The sequence below is a fragment of the Nocardia fodinahabitans genome (assembly GCF_052983615.1).
In genome coordinates, this window is record NZ_JBRJJC010000002.1 from 87,407 (window position 1) to 107,103 (window position 19,697).

Consider the following 19,697-nt stretch of genomic DNA (forward strand, 5'->3'; position numbering starts at 1 on the left):
CCTCGGATCGAGAAAACGTCACACCCTTGTCGGGTGTGTGAAGTCCCAGCGGTTCAGGTTCGGTCGCCTCGGTCCAGATCCCCCTAGCCGATGCGCCGACAAGGCACAGATTTGCGGTTGCGGCCCTACAGTTCTGGTCCGCGGTCGGTGCTGATCTCTCGACCGCGCCCAGCTGCCGGGTCGTGGTCGGGCTCCCAGATCCACTCCCGGTCCTCGCCCAGGGCCGCGTCGACCACGGCGGTGATCGCAGTGCTCTCGGCGGCGAGATCGGTTGATTCGGAGCCGCGGATGGCGGTGTCGACGAACTGGACCCGCAACGCACTCGTCGCGTCGGCGAGCATCTGACGCGGCGTCGGCGGGCCCACCGTGGCGGTCTCGGTGGGCGTGCCGGTCTCGGGATCTCGCGGAACATACGGTGGCACCGCCAACGCCGGATCCGCGCGGGCATAGCCGTTCCACTCCTGTGCCAAGGCTTGCTCGTCGTAGGCGGCGAAGGTGACCGCGTGCACGCGGCGGATCCCTTCCACGCTCGAACCCCACAGACTGTCACCTTCGGCCGGTGTCAGTTGCGCCGCGGCCGCGAGCACCGTCACCCGGTTGTGCAGGGCAGCCATGTTGTCGGAGAACTGCTCCGCCGCGATCGGGTCGTGGTCGAAATTCCATCGCCCAGTAGCGATCCGGTTCACCCGCGCGGCCTCCAGGCTGGCCATGCGTTCCAGATTCCACAGGTCTACCTCGAGCATGTCGAGGTAGAACTCCTGCGCTTCGTTAGCGCGTGCGGGGTGGGAGCGCACCACGTGAGGCGAGGGTGAGCTCGCGCCGCGCTTGCCGAGTTCGCGGGCATCGAGGACCCAGCCCGGATCGACACCTTCCAGCATCGCCTCGAACTCGGCATGCTCGCTTTCGATGCGGAGTGTTTCGAGTCGCTCGGTCCACACCAGTTGGCTGTCTGCGGAGACGCCGTCGTCGAACATGGCCGGTCCGGCGTCGGTCACCTCGCGCAGCTGGGCAGCCATGTTCTGGACCCGACGCAGGAGCTCGCCGTGGCGCTGACTCATGGAGGGTTCGTGTGCGCTGGTCATCGCCATTCCCCCAGTTCGTGGCCCGGCTGGTAGCCGGGGATGGTCGGATCAGGGTCGGTTCGTGGATCCGGCGCCCAGTCGGCGTGGGTGTCGGTGCTGGCAGCTTCCACTCCGGCATCGATCGCATCCGCGTCTTGGGGCCGTTGACCGATCGCCGCACCGAGTGCCTGTTCCGTGGCAGGGTGTTCGGTGCCCTCGGGTGGACGGGTTTCGCGTATCAGGACGGCTCGCGAGATCATCCGTTGTGGGCTCGGCAGGTCAGTGAGACTGTCCTCCACGAACTTTCCGGTGTCAGGGTCCTGGCGCCGGTAGAGGGGCATCCGCAGTCTCGCGTCGGCATCGGCATACTCCTGCCACTGTTCGAGTAGTTGCGCGTCGCTCATCTGGTCGGTAGCGGTGGCGTGCATGCGCCGCATGGCATCAGCGCCGGCGCCCCACATCCGTTCGCCTTCCTCTGAGGTGATCTGCGCGCCGACCACTAGGGATGAGACCCGCGAAAACCGCACGTGCATGTGCTCGAGCAGGGCGGATGTGCGCGCGGACTCGACCGCGATACCGCCGTGGCGGGCCGCGACTCGAAGGTGGACTGCGGAGTCGAGGGCTGCCATCCGCTCGAGTTGCCACAGATCCAGGTCGAGCAGGTCGAGGAAGAACCGCTCGATTCCCAGCTCGCGCAGGGGAACCCGCCGCGCCGCACTGGGGTGCGGGCTCGCGCCTTGCTGCGAGCCCACCGTGCGCGCGTCATGGATCCACGTGAGATCCAAGCCTGCGGCCCGTGCCTGCTGCTCGGCGTCGTCGAGGGCGGCGTCGAGCCGGTTAGCCTGCTGCCGGACCTGCCGTGGGGGATCCGCGGGGTCGGCCTCGCCGATCAACATCGTTCCCGATTCGTGAAATCGGCTCACATCAGCGGCGAGGTTCTGGATCCTGTGCATCCAGTCGCTCCACTGTGCGGGCTCCTGGTGCAGATCGCGCCCGCTGGTCATGACCCCGCCCCCTGATCGACGCCCACTCCCTGTCCGCGTCCGGGCGGGTGTTGTTGTGGATCGGGGTCGGGCTCCCAGTCGGTGCCGAGCCCGGCGCTGGTCGCTTCTACCGCCGTGCCGATGCCATGACCAAGGCGTGGGGCCAGTTCGTCAGCGAAGCTGGCTGCGGCTAGCGCCTGTTCGGCGCGCTCGGCGACCTCCCACGGGGTCGGCGGTGCGAGATCTGTGGAGGCACTGGCCGCCAGGTTGTCAAAGCTGCGCGAGGCTTCGGCTTCGATTCCTTTCCACGACATTTCGGCGAACCGTTGCTGCAGCTCGGTATCGGTGTAGGAGGCTGCGGTCAGCTCCGCTAACTGTTGCCATGAGTCGGGTCCACGGCCCCACAACTGGTGGGCCTCACCCGGGTCGAGGTCGATCAGCGCCGCGGTGCCGGCGGCATGGCGCCACAGCGCGGCCATGTTGTCGTGGAGCTGGCGTTCTCCTGGCTCGTTGTCGGCCAACCCACCGGTGTGGACGCGATGCAGGTACTCCGCACGGACCAGCGCCGTGTGTTCCAGGCGCCACACATCATCGGCGATCTGGTCGAGCAGGTGCAGGCGCGTGGTGCTCGCCCCGGGCGGGGACATCGGCAACAGCGCGGTTTCCGGGGTATCGCCCCAGCGTGCTCCCCGGGCACCGGTGTCGGTGGCGTAGTCGATCATTCGTTGCGGGATGTCGAGTCCGTGGGCGTGGAGCTCGATCTCGGAGCGCTCGGCTTCGAGTGCCCGCAGGTTGGTCCGCCAGTTTTCGAGCTGGATGCTCGGGCCACTGGCGGCGGCCGAGTATTGCGGGTAACCGTGAAACAGCGTGCGGTAGTGCTCATAGCTCGAGTTCTGAATTTGTTCGAGCAGCCGAAGCTGCCACGACGGCAGATCCTCAGCACCTGAGAGCGGATGACTCACCCGGTTTCTCCAATCCTGTTGAATCACTGAACTTTCTGTGATGGCGGGCTGTGACGGGCGATAGCAGTGGCATCCGATTGGTCACGGCCCCGGGCCCGTGTCGGGCCCGCGGTATCGATCCGGGTGCGAAGCAGGCCGGTGATCGGTGGGCTCGAATTCGGTCTGGGACTCGGCGCCGGTGGCCTCGATCGCGGCGTCGATGCCAGCCCCACCCATGCCGCGCGTCGCGGGGTCGGGTTCGAGGGCGTCTGCGGCGAGCTCGACCATCCGGTCGGGCAGGACGGGGAGTTGGCGGTTGATGTCGTCGGGGGTGATTCCGGCGGCTTGGAGCACCATCACCGGCATCGACACCGTGGCGAAGTTGGTCTCGACGACGGCCCGCCACCGCGTCCTCAACGCTGCCCGCTCCAGCATTGCCATGGACTGGGCGACGTGGTCGGTCCACGGGCTGTTGGTGGGTTGCCACGCGTGTTGTTGTTCTACGGCGCTCAGGCCTAGGGCGTGCCCGACGGCGCCGACGCGTTGCCAGTTCAGACCCATCACCCGCCGGAACGCGGCGAATCCCTCGCGCGGCAGGGTTCCCTGTCGTGAGAACGCGGCCCCGACCCCTGCCATCATCTGTAGTTGCGCGACTGCCCGCAGGTGTCCGCGAAGCAGGGTGTCGCGGTCGATAGCCTCGGTGCTCAGCAGGGGCTGGCCGGGTTGCCAGCGGTGTCCGCGTTCACCGGAGGCGCGGGTGTAGTCGATCACCGATTTCGGCACCCCGACCGCGGTCGCGATCACTTCCAGGTTCTCCCGGGTACGGCGCCCGATATCGAGATGAGCCAACGCCATCGGCGACAGTTGCTCGTTGTCCCCGGTGCGGGATTGGTCGATCAGGCGCGCGTTGTCGCTGGCCAGGTTCTGCACGACCGCGAGTAGCTTGGCCTGGATCGGGTTCGGGTCGAACATCTCACCGGCCCCGTCCCACATCGGGATCGCGCCATACTTCGATCTCCTTGCCCGTGGTGCGTGCGAGCGAGGGTTCTGCTCCCCCGCTGGTCAAGTCAGGGTCGGGGGCGGTGGGGTCGATGTCGTGGACCGCTGCGGCCGACACGGCAGCCTCGATCCATTCACCGGCCTCGACGATCTCCGCGTCGAAGATCGGGTCAGCGACCGGGTCGGCGGTGTGGTCGAGATGATCTGCGAGGTAGTTGAATTCGTCGTTCAAGTGCGCGGTGATCGTGAGATCCGCAGCAAGCCCGGCCATGTCACCTATGCCTTCAGGCCCGCGATCGGACAGATCCGCACCGTTGTCGGACAAGACGCCTTCGAGGTCCAGGCCGGTGTCGTCGATGAACCGTTCTTCGTAGGCTTGGGCCGCGGCTTCGGCGTCCGGGGAAAGGTCGCGCGTGGCGTCTGCGGCGGCGAACTGGGCCGCCGCTGCCTGTCCTGCACCGGTTCGTTCATCCGAGTGGTGCAAGGTGTCGGTGAATCCAGCCGCACGCCGCCGGATCTCGATCATCAGTTTCTTGAGCTCGAAATCGAGTTTGTGCAGCTCCACGTCGCGGGTTTCGCGGTTGGTGTAGCCGGCGATGCGTTCGGTATGTAGCTCCTTGCTCTGTCTTCGAGAGAGCGCACCATCGTGTTCGCGTCGTGCGAGATCTGTTTCGGCGCGGGTGATTTGGCCTTCTTTGTGGCGGAGGTCGACCTCGGTGATCTGTGCTGCGTTGGCGATGCGTGCGCGGACCTCGTCGATCTTGGCCATGCTCAGCGCTCGCTCCGACCCCAGATTTCCGAGCCTGGCCTGGTGCTCGATCCACGACCGTTGGTTCTTGGCCGCTTCGATCGCGGATCGCTGCTCGGATTCGGCGCGTGAGCGCGATTCCCCTCCTCTGCTGCGGAACAGTGCGTTGGTGGTGTGGGCGGTCTGCAGCGCTTGCAGGAATCCTTGACGGACAGCTTGGCCACCTTCTTCGACCGGATCGCCGTTCATCACAGCACCAGCATTTCGGCGAGCAGCCACGCGCGTTCCGGGCCTTGGCGCGTCGATCTCGCGTACACCGAGAACGCGATCGGTGTGCGCTCGGCCGGGGTCAGGGTGACTGTCAGGACCCGGCTCGACGAGGTCGCGGTATCGGGCGGGTGGTCGTCACCGGTGAGACGAACCTCGGTCCGCAATGGCACGTGGTGCTCGACCCAGTCCTGCCACGAGGCGACGGTGATCGGCGACCAGAGCGATGTCCCCACGCGAGTGTCGGTCGAGTACGCGGCCCGCATCAGCGGTCGTGTGGCCTCGAACATCGACCGCGCATCCAGCCCGACCACCGGGTCCAGTTGATACAACGTGGTCACCGCGGCCCGCAGAACATCCGATGCCGAGCAGGGCCAGACCTCGGAGTGTGGTGGCGGAAAGGCCTCCGCGCTGCAGACCGGTTCGACCACCGGCGTATCCGCGGTCGAGCACCCACTCGCCGCCGTTACCGCCAAGACCACTGCGGCGGTAGTCGCGAACACAGCGGGTTTCATGACGCGCTCTGCCAGAGCTCGCGCAGGTCGACCGTCCGCCAAACGACCCGTTCGGGCGCGATGCATTGTTCGGCGGCCGAGTTGCGGACCGCGACGGTCGCGATATCGAGGACCAGGCCCTCGGTGGCGGCGATGCGGCGCAGCCGATCGAAGTCCAGGCCGCGACTGCGGGCCAGGTTCAACCGCAAGACACCGGCTTCGGCGCCCCACTCACGCAAAGCGTGAGCGGCCAACTCGATCGCCTTCTCTGCCGACACCGTCGCCGCGTCGACACCATCGACCATGGCGGTGCCGAAGCGTTCGTGCCAGATCATGCGACCGGACGGGGCGCAGACGGTGAACGCCTGCAGGGTCGCCGCCGACCACACTGTCAGTGCCGGGCCCGTCGCGGCCTTGCGCACGAGGTTGGCACCTGAGTTTGCCCACAGGATTTCGGTCTGTCGCAGACCCTGGTAGTCGATACCTGCGACATCCAACAATGCCACGACGTAGCGCAGCGACATTTCTTCGGTCGTGAACCCGTATTCGGTGGCGAGGCTGTCGAATTCCTCTGTAGTCGCAAAGGTCCACAGGTCGGTCAACCGGTCGCGGACCATGTCTTCGGGTGTGATCGGCGCTGACGGGCCAGGGGTAGTGGGATGGGTTGTCATGGAGCTCTCCTCGAAGCAATCGGGTAAGAAATCCGGTTCGACGTGGTGTTGCGCTGACCTGGTCGGAGGCGGCAGGTCGTGGGTGTCGCCGTCTGCGATGCTGTGGGCGTCGTCGATACCGGTGGCGGCGATCGCGGCGCCGATGCGTGCACCTCCCACGCCTTCGGATTCCAGAGATGCGGTGTGCCAGGCGTTCTCGGCAGTAGCCTCGAGCAGATGCGGGGCAGGTGGTAGTTGATGTGGGGCACTGGCTGTGAGGTCGATGCCGACCATGCGCATCGCCGCGACACGGACCCGTGCTTCACGCACGCTCGCAAAGTGGGTGAGCTCACGCCATTGACGCCCCTGATCGGGTACCGACTGTTGCTGAATCTGGGCCTGGCGTGAGTGGCAGTGGGTCGGATCGGTGGCCCACCAGCCACGGGTTTCGGCTTCGGTGAGATTGATGGCGGTGGCGACCATCGCCACCCGCAACCACTGCAACCGCAGATGCTCACCCAGCTTCTGCGCTGCCGGTGCGCTCACCGGGCCGCGGTCGCGCCGGACCGGGCCCACGGCGGCCATGGTCCACAGTGTGTCGGCCTGGTGGTGTAGCTGAGCGATCAGCAGCGACCGCGAGACCGGACGGCGAGGAGGCAACGAGGAAGTCCCGGTCGCTTTTCGACCTTCCTGATCAGCTTGTCGTCCAAAGTCGATCCAGTTGGCGGGCACCCCGATCGCCGCAGCCTGTTCGTTGAGGACCCGCCCAGCGATCGAGAGATCCCGGAAAGTCTGGATGCGGCTGTGTGGTTCCCGCGCCAGCAGCATCAGATCGACGGTGACGTTCTGGATCGCCGCCGCCATCCGTCGATGCACGAGCATCGGAGGTGTACTGCCGGGGTTGTTCTCCGGCGACGCGGCCAGCACCGGGCTGGCGGGCTCGAAAGTGGTTGGGTGGTGTCAGCCATGGCCGGTCACCGAGTTGATGCGATAGCTCGACATCCGCCACCCCTGCGACGTCTCTGTCACCGTGGCGGTGACGTGCAGCCGCCGGTAGAGGGTGGTGGAGCCGTCTCTGTGGAGTACCTGCTGGGTCACCGACGCCGCGACCGTCGTCCCGGCGATGTCGGTTTTCGTCTGCTCGGCGTCGACCAGGGCGGTGACGATGTCGTTGCTGTCGCGCCATCGCGCCCATTCCGGCAGCGGTGCCGATCCGCTCGCGACACCACTGTTCGCTGCGGCAGCCAGTTCGCCGGTCAGCCACGGTGCGGCGCGGGTCAATCCGGTGCCGGGGCTGGGGTCGGTGCGTGGTTGCCAGGAGAACATGGCCGCCAAACCCATGTGGGTGGCGGTCCGGGCGTCGGCAGCCGAGGGATCCGGCCCCTCCACGTGGGCGGTACCCGGTGTGTGCGTACCGGGCACGGGCTCACTGTTCTGCGCGCCGACCACCAGCACCGTGGCGAGCACAATCAGGACGGCCGCGACACCGAGGGTCACAGCCCACAGAGGTAGACGGTTCACCATGGTGTCCTCAGCTCATCGTCGTCGACATCTGGGTGGCCATCGCGAGAATGCTGGCCACATACGGGCGGGTCTGAACTTCGTAATCCGGTGAACCCGTGGGAAATCCACCCGAGCGCAGCACGGCGTATTCGCCCGCGTTGTAGCTCTACGAGGTAGAGCTCGACGGCACCGTTGGGGGCGACGACTTTGCCCTGCTCGATCCAGGCATCGACGTGGTCGGCGATGTCGCACAGGTAGCGGGCTTGGCCGATGATCGCGTCGCCGTCGTCCCACACGCTGGCGACGCCGCTGCTGTCGGCGTCGATCACATACGGCTGCCCGTCGGAGGCGAGAGCGGTCGCGGTGCCGGGCAGAAACTGCGCCAGACCTTGCGCACCAGCCGACGATGTCAGCCCGCGCCGGTACCCGGATTCTTGTTTGCCCTGGGCAGCGAGCAGCGACGCGCTGATTTGCGGGCATACGGTGCCACCCAGCCGATACCACGGTTCCAAGTCGGCGGGGACAGTGTTTGGCGCGAGATCGGCCTCTCCGCCACTGGATCCACACGTCGACGCTGTGCTGGTGCCGGGTGGGTTGGTCGCGACGGAGCCGATCGGTGAGCCGTCTGGGTATCCCCCGCCCAGGGTGGTCACGTGGACATGGTCCATGTGATTGGCGGTGGCCCCGCCCCGGTCTTCCATCAGGTTGGACTCGCCGCTGGCCGCACGGTAGGTCTGGCGCCAGATCAAATAGTCGATCCGCAGTGCAACGGAGTTGGTGAGAACGAAGCCGGCGATCTGATCACCGAGGGCATTGCCGTCCCCGGATGTCGGGTCAGGGATCATGATGTCGATCGCCCGGCCACTGGGGTGATCGGGCAGATCATCCCCACGCTGCCCATAGATCTTCTGCACCTGAGGGAACCGTTGAACGATCGTGCGTGCCAAACGGATCGAGTCGACCTGCAACCCACGCTCCAAGCCGATCGACGCAGGCATTTCGGGCAGCTCGGAGCCTGCCGCCGCACCGGCGCCAGCTACGGGAGCATCGCTGACTGATGTCGTCGGCGGCGACACCGCGCTCGATGTCGCGACACTGGTCGACTGGTCTGCATTTCCATGGAGCAGCCACGGCATCGGGTCGATGGCCGTACCGCCGCCGAATCGTCCTCCTTCGGTCCAGATTTCGAGATGCAGGTGCGCCCCGTCCGGGCCTGGGGGGACGGTTTGACCGTTGTAGCCGACGCCGGCGATCAGTTGACCGATACGCACGTTCTGGCCTTGTTCGACACGGACGTCGTCGGCGAACATGTGACCGTAGACCGAGGACACGGTTTCGCCGTCGATGTTGTGGTCGATGACCACCCAGATCCCGAACCCGCTGGCAGCTCCGACCCGCACGACGAGTCCGTCGGCGACCGCGTAGATGGGAGTCTTGGACGCGGCGGCGAAGTCTTGGCCCTGATGGTTTGTGCCCCAACGCATCCCGAAACCCGAGGTCAAGGTGTAGCTGCCCTCGGCCATCGGCATCGTCCTCGCGTCACCGGTCGCCGAGGCCGCCCCGCTCTGCACCGCCGACGGCGCGCAGCCCCCCTCCTCGACAACGCCCGCGAACAGCAGCAGCCCAAGCAGCATCAGGACCGCGCCCACGACCGCGACCGTTGCCCGAGCGGCACTACTCATCGCGACACCACCGGGTGACTGTGGGTCTCGTGGGTGTGCGAGCTCGGGATGGGGTTTCGCTGACGACCGGGTTCGACGGTGCTCATCGCGGATTCACCGCCCCACCGGAGGTGTGGCCGAGGTTGTCGAAGCGGCGGTTGGTGTTGTGGATATCGGAGTCGCGTTCGGTGGGGGTGAACACCATCCGGAACGGGATGCCAGGCTCTTCGGCTTCACCGGTCTTGAGCAGGTAGCACCCTGTGCCCGGCGGTATTTCGCGTCGCGAGGTATCGAGGTCGTCGTCGCTGGGTGGGCGCGGCGCCGCCCAGGAGGTGACCAACAATTTCTCGGTGTCGGTCATCCCGGCCACCGCGGCGATGCGGTTGGCTTCTTCGGGCCCGACCGGGCCGATGATCTTCGCGCGGGCGCGTTCGAAGAACCCGAGCGCTTTGGCTTGTGCGGCTGGGGAGTCGAAGGCGGCGAGGTCTTTGATGGTGTGGGAACACATGATCAGCCCGGTGGCCAAGGGCCGGTTGAGTCGGGTCAGCGCGTCGACGCGGTCGACCATGAATTCACCGACGCCGAGCACACGCCAGATCTCGTCCATCACGACTTCGAACGTCCGTGCCGGGGCCAGGCCCGCGTCGGCGAGGGCGTGGGCGGCGGCGACCGCGCCGAACCCGTCCGACCAACAGGTCATCAAGACCGCTGCCAGCAGTTTGGTGTCGCCTTCGGGGATACGGGAGATGTCGATGCAGATCGCGGGACTCGACAGATCCAGCCGGGTCGAGGTGGGTCCGTTGAAGATCGCCCCGAACGGTCCTTCGACCAGGGCACGCATCGACCGACGCAACGTCTTCGTAGCGGCCCGGTAGGAGATTTCGTCGTCTTCTTCAGCGAATGCGCGCAACCGCTCGCCTCCGGCAGAGATCACCGCGAGCAGGTTCTCCAGCAGTGGCGGGTTCTGGTGGGTGAAACCACCTGCCGGGCTGTAGAGCTCGCGCAGACCGGCGGCGAGTAAGACTTCCTCGTAGTCTTCGACCCGGGCGCCGCGCACGAGTTCGATCAGCCCGGCGACGATGTTGATCTGGCCCGCTTCGACCCGCGCCATAACCTGGCGACGCTGATCGGCATCGGGAAGCCGGTCGATGGTGGCGCCCAAGGCGCCGACATCGAGGGGGTTGATGGTCCCGTGGCCGTAGCCGACATCGACGACCTGCCCACCCAGGCGCTCGACCAGGTCGCGGTATTCGCCTTTGGTGTCGCCCATGCACAGCACGGTCTCCCCCGCCGCAACCGCACCCGCGACGATGCGTCGGATCAGCGAGGACTTGCCGAAGCCGTTGAGCGCCAACACGAACGCGATCGGCGCGGTGATGAACCCCCGCAGAAACCACGACATCGGGTCGAAATGCACCGGGGCGCCGGTGATGTAGTGGCTACCTACCGGCACCCCCGCGGTCGGGGCGCTCGCGCCGACGCAGAACGGCCACAACCCAGCCACCTGCACGGTCGTCGCACGCCACTCCGGGGTACGCGGGACCACCGACGCCCGGCCACCGCCCGCACCGGTATAGCCGCGGTCGGTGAACGCCGGGGCGGTGAGGTCGAACCCGTCACCGGCGGCGCCGTCGCGGCGGCGCGCTGCGGTCGCACGTCGATGGTCATCGCTCGAGAGCATCATTCGTGCCCGCCAACCGCGCAGGCCACCCTGGTCAGGGCCGTCATCTCGACCTGACCACGATGGAGGGTGGTCAGGATCCTGATGCCCTCGACGATCTCGGTTTTCGCGGGCTTGCCTCGGCGACGGAAGCTCCCCGCGCGCGCGTTCATCCCGACACCCGATCGGAGATGGAAGCGTGTTCAGGCAAGATCAGCCCGATCCCGAGGGAGGCAGCGAACCCCGCGGCCTGGTAGCCGTAGCAGCGGCGCACCGTCAACCGCGACGCCGCCGCCATCCCTTTGACCGACGCTTCGATTCCGGGCAGGTCTGCATCGAGGTGATCGGTCACCGTCACCAACACCCCGAACCGGGTCAACCCCGCCCCGCGCGCTTGCTCCTCCCGCGCGGCCGAGGTGTTCCCGACCCGGATCCGCGCCGCCGCCGATGAGATCCCTCGTTCGGTTTGTTCGGCGGCGACCGCGTCGCGGAAGTCCGAGTCCACCAACGACGTCGCTTCAGCGGCTGAATGCAGGCGGTAGACGATCGCGACCCGTTTGCGCGGGATATCCGGGCGTGGACGCAACAGCTCTTCGAGGACGGTTTCCATCACCGCCCCGCGGGGTGCACCGTCCATTTCCCAGGTGATCGAGCGGGCGCCGTCGTGGACGTAGTGATCCCACCGATCATGATGGGCGAGCGGTCCGACCGAATCCCACGACTGCGACTCCACGATCTGCGCCCCGGCCGCCTCGACATCGCGTTGGGAGGCGAGGTCGAATCGGCTCCGGACCAGGCCCAGTACTTCCCACGCATATAGGGGTGTGGCGGGTAGGCTTGGCGCGGGCGAGCTGCGATAGCACCGATTGCAGTCGTTGCCCGATCTCGCGGGCTTGCTCGGCTTGGTCACGGCGGATGCGGCCTTTGCCGATCGCTCGGTAGGTGATCGCGATACGAGCTTCGATCCGCACCCCGACCCCACCGCTGTCAGCGGCGGCTTCCCTCATCACCGACTTGGCGAAGTCAGGGGCGTTCGGTCGGATCAGCCGGGCGACTTCCCGAGTTTGCTTCAACCTGGTCTCGACGGTGTTGTCCAACACCGCAGTCACCGCGACGACTTCTCCACCACGGCTTTGCGAGGCCAGGAACTGACCGAATCCATCAACCCAGGAATCGATTTGGGCCTGGTCAACGAGTTCCTTGCCGCGCGGGATCACCCGCACGATCACCGTGTAGTGATCGCTACGCCGGATATGCAGCATCGCGAACCGCTTCCCACCCGACGTCTCGTACTCGGTCAAGCGCGAATCAGCCAGCAACCCAGGCAGTTTCGCCAAACCCGGAAGCCGGGAGAACCGCCCGGACCGGTAGGTCAGCTCGCCGCGAGAACGAGCGCGAGCGAACTGAACCCGAAGCAGCAACAGTTCCCAACCGGTGCGCCCGTTGCGCGTCACCGCCAGCGGGACGAACACCACTGCCGCACCGAGCAGGACAGCGCCTGCGAATTCCAGCGAGCGGGTGATCATGAACGACACCATCACCGTGATGATCAAGCCGAGACCGAGCAGCGAAACGCCCCAGGTCAGGCCGAAGAACCCGGCTGAGCGCGGCTGCTCCCAGCGCCCATACATCCGTGTGCTCATCGCCGGACCTCCCCGGGACCGAGTGCATCGGGATCCATCTGTGGCGACGACTCCGGAATAGAGCTTTGAGCGGCCGAAGCAGTGCCTCGCAGCGCGCCGCCTGCGAGTTGGGCGCCTAACATCGCCGCCCCCGCAGGGCCCGCGCCCATCGCACCGGCAGCGGCCGCATTGCCCGAACCACCGGCACCCGCGGCAGAAGCCCCGCCAGCACGCGAACCACCCCCAACCGGACCTGCTGACACAGACCCGCCGCCACCCGGCGCCGAGCCTGTCCCGCCAGACGGCGATCCCGAACTCGCTGCCATCGGCCGCGCCCCACCAGCGCCACTCGGCCCAGAAGGCGGTGAGCCTGCCCGGCTCGATGATCCGGCCGATGGACCAGAGTTTTGAGCCTCAGACATCTTTCTGGCCTGCGATCCGCCGCTGCCGACAGCCGACATGGCGATACCCGCGCCAGCGCTACCAGCGCTGATGCCGCTCCGCCTCCGCCTCCGAGCGTGGATGCCGCTGGTGCGATCAAGCGGATCAGCGCTGGTAGCACGATCACGCTCATCACCATCAAGATCACCCCCAGCAAGATCATCTGGGGATCTGGTTCGTCACCACTGCCGGTGACGGTGAACGCGATCGCATAGACCAACGCTCCGACCGGCTTCCACAGCACGAACGCCAGCGACCACGCCACCAGGCGCTTGTAGGCTTGCGAACCGGGCCCGGTCCCCGACGCTGCTGCCGCCATCGGAATCACCGCGACAACCACAACCAGCAGAGCCTGTCGAACCACCAGCATGACCAGCTGAACCAACAAGCTGATCAAGCCGAGCACGCTGAGAACGAGCAGGATTCCGGAGCCGAGGTTGCCCGTGATCCGCGGATCGGCGATGCGACCGACGGCGGTATCGAGGTCACCGCGGGCCGCGTCGAAGACAACCCATGATGCGAACTCGTCGCCAGCCGTAGTCGCGACGGTGATCAACACACCGAACGTCATCGCGCCGAACGTTGCCCGCGCCAACATCAGAAAGCTCTCCTGAGCTTCCCCGCCGCGGCACCCCGCTTGGCCAATGCCAGACGTGCGGCCGCGAATATGATCCCGGCCGTCAACAGCACCACCTGCAGGCCGCTGGTGTATTCGCGGATCTGGGCGAGTACCGGGGCGGGCTGGCCCTGGGAGGTGGTTAGTTCCGGCGACGGAAAGGTCGTCCACCAGGCCATCACCAACCGCAGCGCCGTCACGAGGCTGTCGATGAGATCGGCTGCGATGCCGCCGATCACCGAGTCGCTCGCCATCTCAGCCACGCCCCCTGCCGCATCTGCGAGTTGGCACGCTTCCTTTATCCCGGGCACCGCGACACAGGCGAGATCGGGGAGTTGGGCGTGGACACCATCTCCCGGTGCGACCGGCGCGGCGAGGATGCTGGTCACGACTGCCTCCAGCGGCCGAATCCAGCCGTTGAGGCGGTGGGTGTGGCTGGGCGCCAGAGAGTTTCAATGTCGTCGGGAGTGCGGATGCGCCAATCGCCCTCGACCCAGACCATGGGCCAGGTCGCGATCGCGTACCCGCTCGTGGAACGGACCGCGAGCTGAACCACGGCTAGGTCATCGCGGTAGCCGGGCTGTACCCGCACCCCTTCGGGGACGGTGACGTAGCGAGCCATATCCGGGGCGCTGGCCCGGGAACGGGCGAACTGGTCGATCAACGTATCGCCGCCACCGTAAAAGCGGTCCCGAACTACATTTCGCCAGATCGGTTCCGGTGCGGCGTAGACCCGCCCGATCGCGTCCATCGCCGCCAATGCAGCACCTTGGGGTGTGTGGGCGAATCCTTCCGCCACACCGGCGTCGATGCGTGCGGGGCCGTCGCTGCCTGAGACCGGCACGGCCGCGCCGTCCCAGATTCGCTGCCACTGCAATCGAGCCGGTGCCGCGGTCAGGAAATCCGATCGCGTCGCTTCGATCCGATCCTCGGCGATCTGCGGCAGCGCCGCACCGGCTTCCTCAACTGGGACTTCGAGACGGTTGCCGAACATGTCGACTGTTGGCGGACGCGCTGATGACGGTGTCGGCGGCGGCGTGGCGGTCGTCGTGGGCTGTCCGCTCTGCACTGAGGGTTGGGCGGTGTCAGGCTGGTCGTCGCCGGTGACGGTCAGGACGAACACGACGATCACCACAGCGGCGATGATGCTGAGCACAAGGAGCAGGGTTCGAGTCGAACGCATCAGAGTTGGTCCTCACGGTTTCGGCAGGGCGACCATGTCGTTGGGCACCGAATCCACTGCGGTGACCGGGCTTTCGGTGACGGTGTCGGGCAGTCGCAGTCGCCACCCGTCGGTGGCCCAGATGACGGTGGCGGTGTTGCGGGTGATCGAGCGGTCCGGATAGGTCGAGTAGGTCTGGACCTGCGCTTCGGTGTCGGCGTAGGCCGTGACGAGGTAGCCGAGGATCCTGGGCACCATGTCGGTGGCCGGGGTGGTGATCGAGATCTGGGCGCGAGCTGTCGCCCAGGTGTCGCGTCCTCGGCCAGGGGCGATCATTCGTTGCCCGACCGAGGCCCACTGACCGTCCGGTGCGACCGACATGCGCACGGTCGCGTGGATCGCGGCCAGAGCGGCTCCGACCGGGGACCGGTCACAGTCCGTGGCGACCACACCATCGATCACGCGGGGACCTTGCACTGCGATCGGCAGGTCGATGCCTTGGTAGGTCCGCCAGCTCAGCCCACTCGGGATCAGCTGTGCAGCGTCGGTGGTGGCAGGTGCGCGCGGGTCCTCGTCGGCGTCGGTGTCACCCACAGCCCGTGGCGGCGATGGCCGCCATGGCGAGCACGATCCACACGGTGATCGTCCGGTGGGCGCGTGCCGAAAGTTTCTGTGACATAGGGATGTCCTGTGTTTTCAGGTGGGAAGGATGGCGATTGCCAGGGCACTGGCCGAGCCGAGGAGTGCGGCGGCGGCGAGGGATCCGATGAAGCCTTCGATCGCTTCTTCTCGGTAGATCCGGAGGCGAGTTGGCCGCCGACGAAGGTCGCGCGTCCCACGCACAGCAGCAGCACGAACCAGGCCAGCCAATTCACCAGCTGTGTCAGCGGCGCCAACACCTGCGCGGGCAGCGGTTCGGCGATCACCAGCCGCCCCCGAACCTGTCGGCGTCGCGGGCGACCTGGATCGCGGATGACACCGCCGCAGCTGGCAGCCAAGGAAAGGCACGGGCGAGGTCATGCCTGCCGTCGCGCACGCTGCTCATCTCGGCCCACACAGTCTCGGCCTGCACCTTGACCCGCTCGTAAACAGCCACCGGGTCCGCTCGCCCGGCCACGATCCAGGTCGGCGTTGCGCGCAGGAGGTCTTCGACTGCTGACAGGTCGGCCCTGCATCGCCGATACGCACGCAAGATGCGGCGGGCGGATTCGATCTCGGCCTCGGTACGAAGGCGGTGCTCACCCAGCGCCGTGGAAAGTTCGTGGATGAGACGGGTGCCGTCTCGGCGGGCAGCCCCGTCGAGCGTGCCGTCAGCGTCCCAGCGTGGTCTGGAAGTTCGGTGACCGGTGCGATCGCCACGATCGCCACGATGCGGGTCTCGTCTCGTCGATGGCGGTAGAGCCACTCCTGCAGCACAATCGCTGCCAGCGAATGCACCACCAACACCACACGACCATCGATGTGGGAGATCACCGTGTTCAGGTCCTCGACCAGTTGGGCCATCCCCGCCCGGCCCGGACGCAGCGGCAGGTCGTTGCCGTGGCCCCGCTGGTCGTAGACCAACTGCGCGATGTCTGCGCTGAAATGTCTGGCGATCAGCGCGATCATGGGCGAGAAGTGCGCTGCGCTGGCCAGCGGTGCGGGCAGGTAGACGACGGTCAAAACGGCGTCCGGTTTCCCGAAGCGGGTCGCCGTCAACGCTGTGCCGTCGGCCGCGGTGATAGTCACGGTGCGCGGATCTGGTGCGCTGCTGGGGGATTCGTGGCTGAACTGAGGTGCCTGCATGTCAGGAACCTCCGGTGACGGCGGCGTTCATGATGGTGATGGCGGAGGTCGCGATGATGCCGCCGACCATGGCCGCGAACACGATCTTGGGGGGATTCGACCGCGCCGCCGTGCCAGCGCTCCACGCCGAACTTGCCACCGGCACAGATCAGCGCTGCGACCCCGGCCAAGATGACCAGCCACGACAAGTACCCCACCAGATTGGTCAGTTTGTCTCCCGCCCGGCGGGATGGTCGGGTTGACCTTGATCTCTTGAGCCAGCGCAGACACGCTGTCACCCACCACGGATAGAACGGACATGGTTATCTCTCCGAATCCTGTTGTTCGATAGGGTTTTTCGCTGTGCGCGCGAGAGCGTCGATGAGCTCGCTGCCGACGTGATGAACATCGAGGGGCACCGCTTGAGTCAGGGCGGGCGCGCCGTTGCGGGACTGGGTCGAACGGGCTGAACTCGGCGAGCTCGGCCAGTTCACGTTCGATGAGCTTCGCCATGTGCCAGCCGATGTCCCACACCTGTTCGGCCGTGTCCTCGACCACGGCGCGATAACGGCGGTACCGGCGCCGGTACTCGCCCCCGGCCGGGCAGCACTGAGTACGACACCGACGATCTCGACACCGCCAGGAGCGGTACCGACATGCCATTCACGTGGTCGATCTGCACACGCGACCAACCCCGGCAGACACAGCCGCGCCGCCACGACGACCCGCTGCGTCGTCTGCGCCGGACCCAGGCCAGGACTGCCACCAGTCCGCCGCTGGCGCCCACCACCGGAGCGAGCGTCGAGTAAGCCAATCCGCCGTGCGCGCCGACAATCGCGACCTCACCGGTGGATGCGCTCGGGTCGTCGGCAGGGGCTCGGTCCGGATACTGGCGACGCGATCTGGAGCGCTCACAGTGGCGGATCCAAACGGCGACCACCGATCCCAGCTTGAGGGGTGCTGGCGCAAGGTCAAGGCATGCATCAGCTGCCTCGCTTCCTGAATGTTGGTGATGACCAATCCGGCGGGGGCGACGGCGGATACGTTGATCACCTGCAGGTAGTCGAAGCGGCGGCCGTCGTGGACGCAGTTCCACCTGGTGGACCTCGGCGGTGTTCTCCGCGATGGAGGTGACGCCGACACAGTGGGTGGTGCCGATCGGCAGCGCGGGTGATCGCGGCGGCCAGCGGCTCGTGTGCGAGCTCAGCCTCCCCGGACTCGTCAACCGCAGGACTTTTCAGCACTGCGGGTCACGTAGTAGGCGTGTTCGAACGCCGCGATCACGCCCGCGGCGGTCACGGCGGTATCACCGGCACCGGCCGTCACGGTCTGAGCGGGCCAACCCTGCACAGGCCCGCTCTGTGGCAACTACGACAGAGGTGGTGGTGGTGCCCGTCGACGGGGGCCGAGGTGGTCGGGAGGTGGCGGCACGGTCCCGGCTTTCGCCCGACATGCTCACCGCGAGGGCCGCAGCCAATCCGGTGACAACGCTCAAGACAGCCGCGCTGATCGCGACGATGCGGAAGCGGTGCTGAGCCCCCGGTTGTGCCCAGTCCTGCTTGGCTGTCGACGTGTGGGTCGACTCGCTGGGGGTCGTCTGAATGTGGTTCTGGGCTGTCGGGTTTGTGTAGCCAGGCGGCACCATGGTGGGGGCTCAGGTCGTCGGTGGGCATGTTGTTCACCTCCTCGATTGGCTGGGTGGTGGTTGGGGCCCTTCGGAGCACGCCGCTGAAAGAGCCACTGATCAGGGGGATGACGAGTGCCCCCGTCGTGCTCCGAAGAGGGCTCTAGGGGTGTGCCACCGCCGGACTGGTCGGTGCCGCAGGCAAAACGGGTTGCGTGGCAGGGTTTTTGTTGCGGACGGGACTGGGTGTGGGCTGGAATCCGTCGTGCTGCTCGACGTCGTCGACTGCTTCGATGGCGTGTCTGTGGAGGCGAGGTCGTGGGCGATGGCGGTGAACCAGGCGGTGGTCGCGGCCAGTGGGGTGTCGCCGCTGGTCGTCACCGAGACGGTGCTGTAGCTGCTGCGTCGCCCGGTGGAGTTGCTGTATTGGGCGGTCGCTGAGGTCGTGTATAGGTCGGGGGGTCGGTGATCGTGGAGGTGATCGGTTCGAACGCCGCGTTGACCCAGCTACTGATCGACTGGGGTGGCGCCAGATCCACCGCCGCCTTCAGCGACTTTCGTGCCGAGCACCGCGACCGGGCGGCGGCGGGGTTGGACAGCCCGACAGCGGCAAGTTCGGCGATGGTCGTGGCGGTGAAGACCTTCTGTGCCACCGACACCACGGCGCTCAAGCTGATCGTGCCGATCTTGTCGCGCGCCGAAGGTGGCGTTTGATTCGGTGGTTGTGGGTGGCAGTCGGTGAGGATGCGGTCGCGATGCGCTGGCCGAGAGTTTGGTTCGCGTAGGAGAGCTGGTCCAGGCTGGTGCCGGTGATGTCGTCGTTGACGACGCTGACCGCGGTGGTGAATGCGGTGAGGCCAGCGCTTGGGCGACGGTATGATCGCGGCGACCGGGTCCTGCCCTCGGTTTGTCCGGTGATGTTGTTGACCGCGGCCAGCAGCGGGCTCGCGGACTGAACATCGCAGGTGGCGTCACCAGCCACACACAGATCAGTTACACGGCTGACCAGCGAGCCGTAGCTGGTCGGTATAGGGCCGGCGGCGATCCCGGCGCCAGACAATCCGATGTTGGTCAGCTTGACCTTCGACACCGCGTGCTGTCCGTACCGATTGACGACGGAACTTCCGCTTTGTCGGTGCGCCGGGCAGAGAACCAGTTGCGGCTCGTCGCATGGTTAGCCAGCAACGCGATCCCCGAACACCTTCCGCGGGGACTCGTGACCGGTCTCCCGGCTCTTCGGCGAAAATTGCTGCCGCAGCGGCGCTTGGCGTAGCTTGGCGACCAGTGATCTGGGTCGATGGAGCACTGGCTCGATCACCTCAACGCCGTTGTCTGATCTGATCGGCCGCTGCGGTCACCGCCGCGGGCAGTTCGTCGTTCATACCGCGTCTCCGACGACGACGAGGACCGCCTTTGACCACCGTGCCTGATTTGTGACCATCCGGTTCGATGGTTCGCCCAGCACTCCCTTGTCGCCGGTCTCGACGGTGGTGGCGGCGCC

The 19,697-nt window shown here is 66.7% G+C and carries 23 protein-coding genes; 3 read left to right on the forward strand and 20 right to left on the reverse strand.

Features of this window, described 5'->3' with window-relative positions; genetic code table 11:
- Window positions 1–125: 125 nt before the first annotated feature.
- The 18 genes from NV348_RS36380 to NV348_RS36465 form a co-directional block, all read right to left on the reverse strand.
- Window positions 126–1,082, reverse strand: coding sequence for a hypothetical protein (locus NV348_RS36380; RefSeq protein WP_447151307.1), 957 nt, complete (start codon window positions 1,080–1,082; stop codon window positions 126–128).
- Window positions 1,079–2,065: a hypothetical protein gene (locus tag NV348_RS36385; RefSeq protein WP_447151308.1), complete on the reverse strand. Its 987-nt coding sequence runs from the start codon at window positions 2,063–2,065 to the stop codon at window positions 1,079–1,081. Before NV348_RS36385 ends, NV348_RS36380 begins: the two co-directional genes overlap by 4 nt.
- Complete coding sequence (locus NV348_RS36390; RefSeq protein WP_447151309.1) at window positions 2,062–3,006, reverse strand: hypothetical protein; 945 nt, start codon at window positions 3,004–3,006, stop codon at window positions 2,062–2,064. The genes NV348_RS36385 and NV348_RS36390 overlap by 4 nt, the downstream gene beginning before the upstream one ends.
- Window positions 3,007–3,087: 81 nt before the next feature.
- A complete protein-coding gene (locus NV348_RS36395; protein WP_447151250.1) occupies window positions 3,088–3,978 on the reverse strand; it encodes a hypothetical protein in 891 nt (296 codons plus the stop codon).
- Window positions 3,959–4,981, reverse strand: a complete 1,023-nt coding sequence (locus NV348_RS36400; RefSeq protein WP_447151310.1) for a hypothetical protein — start codon at window positions 4,979–4,981, stop codon at window positions 3,959–3,961. The genes NV348_RS36395 and NV348_RS36400 overlap by 20 nt, the downstream gene beginning before the upstream one ends.
- Window positions 4,981–5,340 carry a hypothetical protein gene (locus tag NV348_RS36405; RefSeq protein WP_447145075.1) on the reverse strand — a complete coding sequence of 120 codons (360 nt, stop codon included), beginning with the start codon at window positions 5,338–5,340 and terminating at the stop codon, window positions 4,981–4,983. The genes NV348_RS36400 and NV348_RS36405 overlap by 1 nt, the downstream gene beginning before the upstream one ends.
- A gap of 170 nt (window positions 5,341–5,510) precedes the next feature.
- Entirely contained in the window at window positions 5,511–7,025 is a 1,515-nt protein-coding gene (locus tag NV348_RS36410) for a hypothetical protein (RefSeq protein ID WP_447151311.1), read from the reverse strand.
- 78 nt (window positions 7,026–7,103) lie between these two features.
- Entirely contained in the window at window positions 7,104–7,664 is a 561-nt protein-coding gene (locus NV348_RS36415) for a hypothetical protein (RefSeq protein ID WP_447145077.1), read from the reverse strand.
- Entirely contained in the window at window positions 7,661–9,295 is a 1,635-nt protein-coding gene (locus NV348_RS36420) for a VldE C-terminal domain-containing protein (RefSeq protein WP_447151312.1), read from the reverse strand. Before NV348_RS36420 ends, NV348_RS36415 begins: the two co-directional genes overlap by 4 nt.
- A 115-nt stretch (window positions 9,296–9,410) precedes the next feature.
- Window positions 9,411–10,991, reverse strand: coding sequence for a putative type IV secretion/conjugal transfer ATPase (locus tag NV348_RS36425; RefSeq protein ID WP_447151313.1), 1,581 nt, complete (start codon window positions 10,989–10,991; stop codon window positions 9,411–9,413).
- On the reverse strand, window positions 10,988–11,140 hold the full coding sequence (locus tag NV348_RS36430; protein ID WP_447151314.1) for a hypothetical protein: 153 nt from the start codon (window positions 11,138–11,140) through the stop codon (window positions 10,988–10,990). The genes NV348_RS36425 and NV348_RS36430 overlap by 4 nt, the downstream gene beginning before the upstream one ends.
- On the reverse strand, window positions 11,137–11,769 hold the full coding sequence (locus NV348_RS36435) for an SCO6880 family protein (RefSeq protein ID WP_447151324.1): 633 nt from the start codon (window positions 11,767–11,769) through the stop codon (window positions 11,137–11,139). The genes NV348_RS36430 and NV348_RS36435 overlap by 4 nt, the downstream gene beginning before the upstream one ends.
- Complete coding sequence (locus NV348_RS36440) at window positions 11,654–12,610, reverse strand: SCO6880 family protein (RefSeq protein WP_447151315.1); 957 nt, start codon at window positions 12,608–12,610, stop codon at window positions 11,654–11,656. Before NV348_RS36440 ends, NV348_RS36435 begins: the two co-directional genes overlap by 116 nt.
- A 115-nt stretch (window positions 12,611–12,725) precedes the next feature.
- A complete protein-coding gene (locus NV348_RS36445; RefSeq protein ID WP_447151316.1) occupies window positions 12,726–13,628 on the reverse strand; it encodes a TrbL/VirB6 family protein in 903 nt (300 codons plus the stop codon).
- Window positions 13,628–14,035 carry a hypothetical protein gene (locus NV348_RS36450; RefSeq protein ID WP_447151317.1) on the reverse strand — a complete coding sequence of 136 codons (408 nt, stop codon included), beginning with the start codon at window positions 14,033–14,035 and terminating at the stop codon, window positions 13,628–13,630. The genes NV348_RS36445 and NV348_RS36450 overlap by 1 nt, the downstream gene beginning before the upstream one ends.
- Complete coding sequence (locus tag NV348_RS36455; RefSeq protein WP_357370154.1) at window positions 14,032–14,829, reverse strand: DUF8175 domain-containg protein; 798 nt, start codon at window positions 14,827–14,829, stop codon at window positions 14,032–14,034. Before NV348_RS36455 ends, NV348_RS36450 begins: the two co-directional genes overlap by 4 nt.
- A gap of 12 nt (window positions 14,830–14,841) precedes the next feature.
- Window positions 14,842–15,402: a DUF8175 domain-containg protein gene (locus NV348_RS36460; protein WP_447151318.1), complete on the reverse strand. Its 561-nt coding sequence runs from the start codon at window positions 15,400–15,402 to the stop codon at window positions 14,842–14,844.
- Between the two features lie 447 nt (window positions 15,403–15,849).
- Window positions 15,850–16,593 (reverse strand): alpha/beta fold hydrolase, encoded by a 744-nt coding sequence (locus NV348_RS36465; protein WP_447151262.1) that lies wholly within the window; start codon window positions 16,591–16,593, stop codon window positions 15,850–15,852.
- A gap of 14 nt (window positions 16,594–16,607) precedes the next feature.
- On the opposite strand from NV348_RS36465, the gene NV348_RS36470 reads away from it, so the two are divergent.
- Window positions 16,608–16,835 (forward strand): hypothetical protein, encoded by a 228-nt coding sequence (locus NV348_RS36470; RefSeq protein ID WP_447151319.1) that lies wholly within the window; start codon window positions 16,608–16,610, stop codon window positions 16,833–16,835.
- 958 nt (window positions 16,836–17,793) lie between these two features.
- Here NV348_RS36470 and NV348_RS36530 read toward each other — a convergent pair.
- Window positions 17,794–17,898: a DUF8176 domain-containing protein gene (locus NV348_RS36530; RefSeq protein WP_495885086.1), complete on the reverse strand. Its 105-nt coding sequence runs from the start codon at window positions 17,896–17,898 to the stop codon at window positions 17,794–17,796.
- A gap of 563 nt (window positions 17,899–18,461) precedes the next feature.
- On the opposite strand from NV348_RS36530, the gene NV348_RS36475 reads away from it, so the two are divergent.
- Window positions 18,462–18,593 carry a hypothetical protein gene (locus NV348_RS36475; protein ID WP_447151320.1) on the forward strand — a complete coding sequence of 44 codons (132 nt, stop codon included), beginning with the start codon at window positions 18,462–18,464 and terminating at the stop codon, window positions 18,591–18,593.
- A 68-nt stretch (window positions 18,594–18,661) separates the two neighbouring features.
- Window positions 18,662–18,910 (forward strand): hypothetical protein, encoded by a 249-nt coding sequence (locus NV348_RS36480; protein WP_447151321.1) that lies wholly within the window; start codon window positions 18,662–18,664, stop codon window positions 18,908–18,910.
- On the opposite strand, the gene NV348_RS36485 is transcribed toward NV348_RS36480, so the two are convergent.
- Entirely contained in the window at window positions 18,864–19,286 is a 423-nt protein-coding gene (locus NV348_RS36485) for a hypothetical protein (protein WP_447151322.1), read from the reverse strand. The two genes, NV348_RS36480 and NV348_RS36485, sit on opposite strands and share 47 nt — an antisense overlap.
- Between the last annotated feature and the right edge of the window lie 411 nt (window positions 19,287–19,697).